Source organism: Acinetobacter sp. WC-323 (genome assembly GCF_000314615.1).
In the GTDB taxonomy this organism is placed as follows: Bacteria; Pseudomonadota; Gammaproteobacteria; order Pseudomonadales; family Moraxellaceae; genus Acinetobacter; species Acinetobacter courvalinii.
This window is the reverse complement of record NZ_AMZS01000033.1, coordinates 100,319-112,204: the sequence shown is the minus strand read 5'-3', so window position 1 is coordinate 112,204 and position 11,886 is coordinate 100,319. Positions and strand designations below refer to the sequence as shown.

General features: G+C 43.0%; 10 protein-coding genes. All 10 read left to right on the top strand.

Annotated features, from left to right (window positions below; translation table 11 throughout):
• Positions 1–1,107: non-hydrolyzing UDP-N-acetylglucosamine 2-epimerase (wecB, locus tag ACINWC323_RS12815; protein ID WP_032881284.1), on the top strand; the 1,107-nt coding region annotated here is incomplete at its 5' end.
• A 209-nt stretch (positions 1,108–1,316) separates the two neighbouring features.
• Entirely contained in the window at positions 1,317–2,546 is a 1,230-nt protein-coding gene (locus ACINWC323_RS12820; RefSeq protein ID WP_005228305.1) for a glycosyltransferase family 4 protein, read from the top strand.
• Between the two features lie 10 nt (positions 2,547–2,556).
• A complete protein-coding gene (locus ACINWC323_RS12825) occupies positions 2,557–3,165 on the top strand; it encodes a sugar transferase (RefSeq protein ID WP_005228306.1) in 609 nt (202 codons plus the stop codon).
• Positions 3,162–3,812 (top strand): NeuD/PglB/VioB family sugar acetyltransferase, encoded by a 651-nt coding sequence (locus ACINWC323_RS12830; RefSeq protein WP_009510464.1) that lies wholly within the window; start codon positions 3,162–3,164, stop codon positions 3,810–3,812. Before ACINWC323_RS12825 ends, ACINWC323_RS12830 begins: the two co-directional genes overlap by 4 nt.
• A gap of 31 nt (positions 3,813–3,843) precedes the next feature.
• Complete coding sequence (locus tag ACINWC323_RS12835) at positions 3,844–5,013, top strand: DegT/DnrJ/EryC1/StrS family aminotransferase (RefSeq protein ID WP_009510443.1); 1,170 nt, start codon at positions 3,844–3,846, stop codon at positions 5,011–5,013.
• 145 nt (positions 5,014–5,158) lie between these two features.
• Positions 5,159–7,033 carry a polysaccharide biosynthesis protein gene (locus ACINWC323_RS12840; protein WP_009510494.1) on the top strand — a complete coding sequence of 625 codons (1,875 nt, stop codon included), beginning with the start codon at positions 5,159–5,161 and terminating at the stop codon, positions 7,031–7,033.
• 12 nt (positions 7,034–7,045) lie between these two features.
• Positions 7,046–7,921, top strand: a complete 876-nt coding sequence (galU, locus tag ACINWC323_RS12845) for a UTP--glucose-1-phosphate uridylyltransferase GalU (RefSeq protein ID WP_009510460.1) — start codon at positions 7,046–7,048, stop codon at positions 7,919–7,921.
• A 20-nt stretch (positions 7,922–7,941) separates the two neighbouring features.
• Entirely contained in the window at positions 7,942–9,201 is a 1,260-nt protein-coding gene (locus tag ACINWC323_RS12850; RefSeq protein ID WP_009510398.1) for a nucleotide sugar dehydrogenase, read from the top strand.
• A 2-nt stretch (positions 9,202–9,203) separates the two neighbouring features.
• Positions 9,204–10,877 carry a glucose-6-phosphate isomerase gene (pgi, locus tag ACINWC323_RS12855; RefSeq protein WP_009510475.1) on the top strand — a complete coding sequence of 558 codons (1,674 nt, stop codon included), beginning with the start codon at positions 9,204–9,206 and terminating at the stop codon, positions 10,875–10,877.
• Positions 10,870–11,886, top strand: coding sequence for a UDP-glucose 4-epimerase GalE (gene galE / locus ACINWC323_RS12860; protein ID WP_009510336.1), 1,017 nt, complete (start codon positions 10,870–10,872; stop codon positions 11,884–11,886). Before pgi ends, galE begins: the two co-directional genes overlap by 8 nt.

Genomic DNA, 11,886 nt, shown 5'->3' with positions numbered 1-11,886 from the left:
GGCACTCGGCCAGAAGCGATAAAAATGGCGCCTTTGGCTTTAAAGTTACAACACTATTCGCAAGATTTTGAGACCAAAGTCTGTGTAACCGGACAACATCGGCAGATGCTAGATCAGGTGTTGGAGCTATTTAGTTTAAAACCTGATTTTGACTTGAATTTAATGAAGCCAGGACAAACGCTCTCTGATGTGACCTCCGGAGTACTTAAAGGTCTGGAGCAGGTGTTTGAACAATGGCTGCCAGATGTAATTTTGGTACATGGTGATACCGCGACCACGTTTGCCGCATCCTTAGCTGCGTATTACCATAAAATTAAAGTAGGGCATGTTGAGGCTGGGCTACGTACAGGTGATTTATATTCGCCTTGGCCGGAAGAAGCTAATCGACAATTAACCGGGGTATTGGCAAATTATCATTTTGCACCCACACAATCCTCTTATGACAACCTGATTAAAGAAAATGTGAATCCAGCGACTATTGTCGTGACTGGTAATACCGTGATTGATGCGCTATTGCAAGTCAAACAAAAGGTTGAGCAAGATCAAACACTGGTCGAACAATTTCAACAGCAGTTCTCATTTCTCGAGCAAGAGAAGAAACTGATTCTGGTGACGGGTCATCGTCGTGAGAACTTTGGCCAGGGTTTTTTAAATATTTGTCAGGCCTTAGCGAATCTGGCAAAAAAATATCCGGATATCCAGATTGCGTATCCGGTGCATTTAAATCCCAATGTACAGCAACCGGTAAACGCACTTTTAGCCGATATTGACAATGTGTATCTGATTGCGCCTCAAGACTACTTACCTTTCGTCTATTTAATGAATCGTAGTTACCTGATTCTGACTGACTCTGGCGGGATTCAGGAAGAAGCACCTTCTTTAGGTAAACCGGTGCTGGTAATGCGAGATACCACAGAAAGACCTGAAGCTGTACAGGCTGGCACAGTGCGTTTAGTGGGAACAGAGATCGCTGCGATTGAACAGTCGGTAGCAGAATTGCTTGAAAATCCTGATGTTTATGCTGAAATGGCTGCAGCACATAATCCGTATGGCGATGGTACAGCCTGTCAGCAAATTATTCAGTTTTTAAAAAAATCTTCTTTATAAAATAATTAATTATAAAGAAGATTTTTACTGTACTTGGCATGAATGTAAGTGTAATTCTATTTAGCTAAGGATTGTTAAATTATATAGCCTTATTTAATTAAGTGTTTGAATTTAATTACTTTTTGATTTGAATTCCAATTAATTGAATTTAATCAATAAATAGCTATCACAACAGATCTTTAATTTTTGAAAGAGTGTTTGACATAGAAATGAGTGATAAAAAAACCTTTTGGTTTATTAATCAATATAGCTCAACGCCAGAAACAGCAATGGGTGGTCGACATTATTATCTGGCCCAAGAGCTAGCAAAGAAAGGCCATCAAGTTTATGTGATTGCTGGTCGATATAGTCATCTGTTACGTAATCCAAAACAGTTTGACGAGCAATATTTTATTGAGGAAATTATTCCTAATTTCTCATTTGTATGGATCAATTTACCTGAATATCAGGAAGCGCATAGCAAACAGCGTGTACTAAATTGGTTTAAGTTCTCCTGGCTTTTACGTAATATGTCAAACGTAATTCCAGCCAAGCCAGATGTAATTTTATATTCATCTCCTTCTCTTATTGGTTATCTGGGTGCTAAGTATCTCGCAAACAAATTTAGGGTTCCTTTTATTTTTGAAGTAAGAGATATTTGGCCTTTAACTTTAATGGAATTAGGTGGACATTCATCAAAACATCCATTTATAAAGTTCATGCAATGGGTTGAGGATCGAGCTTATAAAAAAGCTGATTACGTATTTTCAAATTTATATAATGCTGTTGAACATATGCAAACCCGAGGTCTGGATAGTAGTAAGTTTCACTGGATACCAAATGGTGTATCTTTAGAAGAGGTGTCTCAAAAGCAACCTTTAAATGCGGAGACACTCAGTCAGTTACCTCAAAATAAATTTATCATTGGATATACAGGAACTATTGGCGTTGCTAATGCTATAGATGATCTTATTGAAGCAGCAAAGATCCTTTCCAGTAATCCGCAGTTACATTTTGTTCTTGTTGGTTCAGGAAAGGAAAAAGAAAATTTAATAAAAAAAGTTCAATCTTTGAACTTACACAACATTACGTTTATAGATGCAATTCCAAAGAAACAAATTCAGTCCATGCTTGAGCAGTTTGATATTTGTTATATTGGCTGGCAGAAAAATTCTCTTTATCGATTTGGAATCGCGCCGAATAAATTACCTGAATATTTATATGCAGGTAAACCAATTATTCATGCCTTTTCTGGTAAGGGGGATATTGTTCAGCAAGCTCAAGCTGGTATCACCATTGAAGCCGAAGATCCTGAAGCAATCGTAGGAGCTGTACAACAATTATATAATTTAACTGCTGAACAGCGTCAACAGTTAGGTTCAAATGGTAAACAGTTTGTATTACAACATTTAGAGTACGCCATGATTGCAGAAAAACTTGAAAATATTGTCTTTAAATAATGGATAACTCATGAAACGATTACTGGATATCATTATTGCTTCAATTGCATTAGTTCTACTTTCACCTTTATATGCCTATGTGGCTTATAAAGTTAAAAAGAATCTGGGTTCACCTGTATTGTTTCGTCAGATTCGTCCAGGCCTGCATGGTAAGCCCTTTGAAATGATCAAGTTTCGAACCATGAAAGATGCAATTGATGAGCAGGGTAATCCGTTACCGGATAGTGAGCGTTTAACCCCTTTTGGCAAAATGTTACGTTCGACCAGTCTGGATGAAATGCCTGAGCTCTGGAACGTAATTAAAGGTGATATGAGCGTTGTGGGCCCACGTCCACTCTTGATGGAGTATTTACCTTTATATAATGAAGAACAAGCCAAACGCCATGAGGTCCGTCCAGGTATGACTGGACATGCTCAGGTCAATGGTCGGAATGCGATTAGCTGGGAACAGAAGTTTAAGCTGGATACCTGGTATGTAGAAAACCGTTCGCTATGGTTAGATTTTAAGATCATGCTGCAGACGGTGAAAAAAGTCATAGCCAAAGATGATATCAGTGAAGCTGGTGAAGCAACTATGAGTAAATTTACAGGAACGAATAATAAGGATTTAGATAAATGACAGAATTTATTGGTGTTTACGGTGCAAGTGGTTTTGGTAAAGAAGTGATGCCATTAGTCCGCCAAAAATTTCCTACTTTGCATAAAGAACAATTTGTTTTTATTGATGACGGACAGGCGGGCGCAAGCCTAAATGGTTATTCTGTTCTTACCTATACAGATTTCATTAACAATTCTGCTACTCATAAAGCTGTAACGATTGCGATTGCAAATAGTATTGTACGGGAAAAACTGGTTGCTCGTCTCAATGAAGACGGTGTCCAACATTTAGCGATACAAGCAGGCAATACAGTAATTTTAGATGAGGTAGAGATTGGTGAAGGGAGTTTACTTTGTCCATTCACTTGTTTGACGTCAAATATAAAAATTGGCAAGTTTTTCCACGCTAATATTTATAGTTATGTTGCTCATGATTGCGTGATTGGTGACTATGTTACTTTTGCACCAGGTGTCAAATGTAATGGCAATATTCATATTGAAGACCATGCCTATATTGGGACAGGTGCTGTGATTAAACAGGGCACGCCCGATAAGCCGTTAGTGATTGGTAAAGGTGCGGTTGTGGGGATGGGCGCGGTAGTCACCAAAAGCGTGCCGCCAGGTGTAACCGTAATTGGTAACCCTGCAAGAATTTTAGAAAAGAAGTAAGCCGTATTATTTTATAGATCAGGAATTTACAATGTTGAACACAGCATTCGAACCATGGCCAAGTTTTACGCAAGAAGAAGCGGACGCAGTTAAAAATGTATTACTTTCCAATAAAGTAAATTACTGGACAGGGCAAGAATGCCGGGAGTTTGAAAAAGAGTTTGCAACATTTGCCGGTACTCAATATGCAGTGGCTTTAACCAATGGTACTGTTGCGCTGGATGTTGCTTTAAAAGCCTTGGGTATTGGATCGGGTGATGATGTGATTGTCACTTCACGTACCTTCCTGGCTTCAGCCAGCTCAATTGTCACGGCTGGCGCCAATCCTGTATTTGCTGATGTAGAACTGGATTCACAGAATATTTCACGTCGTACCATTGAAGCAGTACTTACACCAAATACCAAAGCGATCATTTGTGTGCATCTGGCAGGCTGGATGTGTGATATGGACCCGATCATGCAGCTTGCTGAAGAAAAGGGGCTGTATGTCATTGAAGACTGTGCCCAAGCGCATGGTGCCAAATACAAAGGCAAACCGGCTGGTTCGATTGGGCATATTGCGGCCTGGTCATTCTGTCAGGACAAGATCATGACCACCGGTGGTGAAGGCGGTATGGTGACCACCAATGATGAAATGCTATGGAAGAAAATGTGGTCTTATAAAGATCATGGCAAAAGTTATGATAGCGTTTATAACAAGCAACATCCGCCAGGTTTCCGATGGTTGCATGATTCATTTGGTACAAACTGGCGTATGATGGAGATGCAGGCGGTGATTGGTCGTATCCAGTTAACGCGTATGGCAGAGTGGACACAACAACGCACTGAAAATGCAGAGAAAATTTTAAAGGCATTTGAAGATTCTCCTTATTTTACCGTTCACTTGCCTGCGGCTGACTATGTACATGCTCACTATAAATGTTATGTCCAAGTCAATTTAGCTGCATTGCCTGAAGGTTGGTCACGTGACCGGATCATGCAGGAAATTAATGCGCAAAATGTACCGTGTTTTAGTGGTTCATGTTCGGAAGTCTATCTGGAACATGCTTTTGACGGCACACCATGGCGTCCGCAACAGCGTTTGAAGAACGCACAACAACTCGGTGAGACCAGTTTGATGTTCTTGGTGCATCCAACACTGAGTACAGAGAGTATCGATAAAACTATTAGCGCAATTCAGCATGTAATAGGCGCGATTTGATAGCTCAAGAACTAAGGGAAAGAGTGTGATAAGCTTTCAAACTCTGGCCCTTATGATTGTGTAATCAATATGTAAAAGTCATTTCTAGTTCTGTCAGAAATGCGTATAAAGATCAAACTGTAAAATGGATCATTAGAAGATCATTGTGAAAAAGATTATTCATCAATTCGCCTCAGCGCCAAGATTATATAAACAATTTTTCCTGATTTTTCTGGATGCATTAGCTTTTCCCGTGATTTTATGGTTGTGCTATGTCATCCGTTTATTTGATTTAGGCGCGGACATTATCCCAGGTATTGATCACGGGATTATTCTGGTTAGCCTGATTACGGTCGTAAGCTTGGCGCTTACCGGTGTTTATCATTTTATTGTACGGACATTTAACGAAGTCTTTATCGTTAAGCTGGCGATTGCGGTTGCCTTGACCATGGCCACCTTGTACGTCCTGAATGTATGTACGCAAGCCTATATCCCGATGTCGATTCCATTTATGTATGGTTTCATGATGTTTGCCTGGGTATGGCTTAGTCGCGCAGTGATTCGCTTTATGATTAAGGCATCTTATTATTCTGAAATCGGACGTAAACGCATTGCGATTTATGGCGCCGGTGATGCAGGTCAGCAAATTGCTGCGGCATTGCACCGTTCAGATGACCATTTACCGGTATTCTTTATTGATGACTATGCTTCTTTGCAAGGACAGACAGTTGGTGGCTTAAAGGTCTATTCGGTTGAAAAAGCCTTACAGCGCTTCAAGAAAGACCGTATCGATGAAATTTTACTAGCGCTGCCTTCAGTGGGGCGGGTGCGCAAAACGGAAATTATTCAGCAGTTTGAAAGTGCACGTTTAAAAATTACCGAACTCCCTGGGTTGACCCGTCTGGTCGATGGCGAAATCCAGGTTTCGGATATCCAGGAAGTGGATATTATCGATTTATTGGGACGTGATCCGGTGCCACCGATTTCACATCTGATTGCCAAAAATATCCAGAATAAAGTGGTCATGGTGACAGGTGCGGGTGGTTCAATTGGTTCTGAACTATGCCGTCAAATTATTAAAAATAAACCTAAAATGTTAGTGCTGTATGAGCTCACAGAATTTGCGTTATATGACATTGATAAAGAGTTAAGACAAACAGCCACTTGTGAAATTGTTCCAATTTTGGGCACGGTACAGGACCAGCAAAAACTTGAACGGATTATTGAACAATACCAGATCCAGACGGTTTATCATGCTGCGGCCTATAAGCATGTTCCTTTGGTTGAATGTAATCCGATTGCGGGATTGAAGAACAATAGCATTGGTACCGCAAACAGCTTGAATGCGGCCGTGAAAAAAGGTGTGGAAACCTTTGTGCTGATCTCAACCGATAAAGCGGTACGTCCGACCAATGTGATGGGGGCATCAAAGCGTATGGCTGAGCTGTATTGTCAGGCTGTGGCTGAAACCAAACCTGCTACCCAAATCAGCATTGTTCGTTTTGGTAATGTATTGGGCTCTTCCGGTTCGGTTGTTCCACTGTTTAAGCAACAGATCGCCAAAGGTGGCCCCATTACCGTGACTCATCCTGAAGTGACCCGCTATTTCATGACCATTCCAGAAGCTTCGCAACTGGTGATTCAGGCAGGTGCCTTGGGTTCTGGCGGGGATGTATTCCTGCTGGATATGGGTGAACCGGTCAGAATTCAGGATCTGGCGCGCCAAATGATCAAGCTCAGCGGTTTAAAAGTGAGAGAAAATGGATCACTGGATGGTGATATCGAAATTGCCTATAGCGGTCTACGTCCAGGCGAGAAACTGTATGAAGAACTGCTGATTGATCAGGACAATACCGAATATACTGAACATACCCGTATCCTGCGTTCCTTTGAGAAGCATTTTGCATTGGACGAAATTCAGGAAGTCTTTGGTAAAATCAGCCAGATGACTGCAATTGATCATGATGTTGACTGGGCCTTAACCCAGCTTGAACATTATGTAGATGGCTATAAGCGCAGTGGCGAAGTTAGAGTAAATTAATCTGAGAAAGTAATGATCAAAAAAGCAATTCTACCTGTTGCAGGTCTGGGGACACGTTTTCTACCTGCAAGTAAATCGATTCCAAAGGAAATGGTGACCGTTGTTGATCGTCCTGCAATTGAATATGTGGTACGTGAAGCAGTTGAAGCGGGAATTGAACAAATTATTCTGGTCACCCATTCTTCAAAAGCATCAATTGAAAATTATTTTGATCGTAATTTTGAGCTGGAAACGACGTTAGAGCAAAAAAAGAAATTCGACTTGCTCAAAGAAATCACCGACATTCTGCCAAAACATGTCAGCGTGGTGAGTGTGCGTCAGCCACAGCCATTGGGCTTGGGTCATGCGGTACTTTGTGCAAAAGATATTGTCGGCGATGAAGACTTTGCGGTGTTATTACCTGATGTGTTAGTAAAAAATGCGACCTCTGAAAATGACCTGTCTTTGATGATTCAACGCTTTGAAGCATCTCAAGCTGCACAAATCATGGTGGAGGCTGTGCCCGATCATTTGGTTGATCAGTATGGGATTGTGGATGTTGCGGTTTCACCGAATGAAGGTGAGAGTATCGTGATGCAAGGCATTGTAGAAAAACCGCCAGTCGGTACGGCACCTTCGAATTTATCTGTGGTTGGCCGTTATATTCTGCCTGCCCAGATTATGGGACTGCTGGAAAATACCCCACGCGGTGCTGGCAATGAAATTCAGTTGACGGACGCGATTGCCACTTTACAGCAGGCACAAACCGTTGAGGCGTATCGCATGAAAGGTCAGACCTTCGATTGTGGTAGCAAGCTGGGTTATCTAAAAGCTGTGTTACATTATGGGATTGAGCATCCAAAACTGGGCGCAGAGTTTAAGGGCCTGATTAAGGAATTGGCCCTGTAATCATTGAGGGCAAGCATGTTATGAAAGTTGCAATCTTTGGCAATACCTTATATGCAGGCGTGATGTCTGCATTATTGTCTGAAACGGGGCATCTGGTGTATTGGTGCTCACAGCTCGATACCAAAGCGGATGATCAGCAATATTCCTTTCATGATGAAAATGTCAGTCATTTACTCGAAAAACAGCTGACTACGGGTTTTCTGCGCTATAGCGATTTAGCCAATATCCCGCTGGATATCGATGCCTATCTGTTCAGTTTTAATCAGACGCAGGAACAGCAGGTTTTTCAACTGTTACACTCGTTGAAACAACGTCCGATCATTCATCCAAAACTGATGATCAATGCCTCAACCTTTGGTTTACGCGGAACCGAAAAGTTCCAGCAGATTTTGTCGGATGATGACTGGGTGTATTTGCCGGATACCATGCAGGAAGGTAATGCCTTACAGAGTTTGACCCAGGCCAAGCAGTTGATTGTGGGCTGTACGTGCAGTGAAGTGCAGGTCAAGGTTAAAGAGTTGCTCAGACCCTTTTTTCCATTAGAACAGCAATATCTATTTATGCCGATACTGGATGCCGAGTTTACCAAACTGAGTATTTCCGGCATGTTGGCGACCCGCATTAGTTATATTAATGATCTGGCCGTGGTGGCTGAAAAACTCGGGATTGATATTGCCTCGGTGCGGCAGGGCATGTCTGCAGACAGTCGTATCGGCTCGGCGTATCTGGCACCTGGTGCCGGTTTTGGCGGGGAAAACTTCTCGCATGATATTTTGACCCTTGCCAATACTGTTGCCAATACTGGGGTGAAAAGCCAGTTGCTTGCCCAGGTCTGGGATATCAATGAGCAACAAAAAGAGATCCTGTTCCGTAAGTTGTGGAATTACTACCACGGCGCTTTACAAGCAAAATCCGTTGCGATCTGGGGTGCTTCTTTTAAGGAGAATACCTCCAGCATTCAACATTCTCCAATTCATCAGATGCTTGCCGCCTTGTGGGCGCAGGGTGTCACCGTTCATCTGCATGATCCGCAGGCGCTGGATGAAATCGAGATGATGTACGGACAGCGCAGTGATCTGGTGTTGCATCATGATCAATATGAAGCTGTACACAACGTGCATGGATTATGTGTTTTAACGGCCTGGAAACAATACTGGAGTCCGGATTTCAAACAGTTGAACCAATTGATGCAACATCCCTTAATTTTAGACGGTCGCAATATTTATGACCCGCACTATGTAAAAGCACAAGGTTTTGCCTATATGGGAGTGGGGCGTTAAAGATGACAAAACAGATACATCCTTTTCCGGTCAGGGAACAGACTTCGGTGGTAGAACAGTTAGCGGTTTTACAAAAACAATTTAAAGACCTGCATCTGAATACCCTGTTTGCAGCAGATGAGGCACGTTTTAAACGTTTTTCCGCTGAGTATGACCAGATTGTTTTTGATTTTAGTAAACATCGGATTGATCAGCAGGTTTTAAGCCAGCTGGTGCATCTGGCGCATGCGCAGGATCTGGATGGATGGATTAAACGTCTATTTTCATGTGAGCAGATTAACTACACGGAACAACGCGCTGCGATGCACTGGGCCTTACGCTTACCCAAATCCAGTCCAACGCTGCCCGTCGTGAATCAGGCGGTCCAAGCGCAACTTGAGCAAATGTATGCACTGGTTGAAAAAATTCATGCCGGCCAATGTCGTGGCGCAACGGGTGAAGTGATTCAGGATGTGGTGAATATTGGGGTCGGTGGATCAGATCTCGGTCCACTCATGGTCACGCATGCACTTTCAGATTTTAAGGTCAAAACCGCAAAGCCCTTAGATATTCATTTTGTTTCAACTATGGATGGCAGTCAGCTCTCCGGGTTGTTGCATCAGCTGCGCCCTGAAACCACCTTATTTATTATTTCCTCCAAGTCGTTCGGGACCATTGATACACTTTCCAATGCCCAGACCGTACGTCAATGGTTAGAGAAAGCCTTAGGCAATAATGAAAAAATCCTCAAGAATCATTTTGTGGGGGTGTCGACCAAACCGGATAAAATGACCGAATGGGGTATTGCACCGGATAAGCAGCTTTTACTGTGGGATTGGGTCGGTGGCCGTTATTCATTATGGTCGTGTATTGGTCTGCCAATTGCACTGACCATTGGCGTGGAAGGCTTTAAGCAATTCTTGGCCGGGGCATACGCCATTGACCAACATTTCCAGACGGCCCCGTTTGAACAGAATATTCCGGTATTAATGGGCCTGTTAGGGGCATGGAATAATAATTTTCTCGATATCCAGACCCACGCCGTGCTGCCTTATGACGGGCGGCTCAAGTATTTTGCCGCTTATTTGCAGCAACTGGAAATGGAGTCGAACGGCAAATCCATCCAGCGCAATGGCGAAAAGGTCAGTTCAGTGACGTGTCCAATCGTTTGGGGCGAAGTGGGGCCGAATGCGCAACATGCATTCTATCAGTTGCTGCATCAAGGTACCCATTCCGTCAGTTGTGACTTTATTGCTCCGGTCAAACGTTATAATGCCAATCAGTTTACCTATGCAGAAAGTGCCGAAGCCTTAGTCGAGCAACATCATCTGGCTTTATCCAACTGTCTGGCCCAGTCACGCCTGCTGGCTTTTGGTAATCAGGCCTTGGCGGCAGATGAACTGCAAGGCCTACCTGCCTATAAGCAATATGAAGGCAATCAGCCGAGTTCAACCATTTTACTCAAAGAGTTGAATCCATATAGCTTGGGGATGCTGATTGCGATGTACGAACATAAAGTGTTTGTGCAATCGGTATTGTGGAATATCAATCCCTTTGATCAATGGGGCGTTGAAAAAGGCAAGGAAATTGCCAATCAGCTGTTGCCGATTCTTAACCGTGAGCAGGAAGATCTATCTAGCTTTGATGCATCAACGCAAGGCTTGCTTAAAATATTGCTAGGAAAAACAGATGGCTAAGATTTTAGTCACCGGCGGGGCTGGCTATATCGGTTCGCATACCTGTGTAGAATTATTGGATGCAGGCCATGAGGTAGTGGTATTCGATAATCTATCCAATAGCTCGGAAGAGGCTTTACGCCGTGTCGAAAAACTGGCCAATAAAAGCCTGGTATTCATACAGGGTGATATTCGTCATGCCCATGAACTAGACCCCGTTTTTCAAAATCACCAAATTGATGCCGTAATTCATTTTGCGGGCTTAAAAGCGGTGGGAGAGAGCCAGCAAATTCCTTTGGCATATTTTGATCATAATATTGCTGGCAGTGTTCAATTGTTCAAGTCAATGGAGAAAGCTGGCGTATTTACCTTGGCCTTTAGCTCCTCTGCAACGGTATATGGTGAGCTGAATCCATCTCCTTATCAGGAAGACATGCCGCTGAGTTTGCCGAATAATAATTATGGTTATACCAAACTGATCATTGAGCAGATGCTAGAAAAAATGGCGCTGGCAGATACAAAATGGTCAATTGCCTTACTGCGTTATTTTAATCCGGTCGGTGCACATAAGAGTGGCCAGATTGGGGAAGACCCGCAAGGCATTCCGAACAACCTGATGCCGTATGTGACCCAGGTTGCTGTGGGACGACGTGAAAAACTATCCATTTTTGGTGATGATTATCCAACCAAAGACGGCACTTGTGAGCGGGACTTTATCCATGTAGTGGATTTAGCGAAAGCCCATGTGCTGGCGGTCACCAATCGGTTAAACAGTCACGGTTGTCGGGCCTGGAATATTGGAACAGGTACACCAATTTCGGTTCTACAAATTAAAGAAACCTTTGAAAAAGTGAACGGGATTCAGATTCCAACCGAATTTGCGGAGCGCAGAGTCGGGGATTTGCCAGCATTTTATGCAGATGCTTCGCGAGCGCAAGCTGAGCTCGGTTGGCAGCCGCAATATACGCTGGAAGATATGTTGGCAGACAGCTGGAACTGGCAAAAGCAAAATCCAAACGGTTTTAACTGA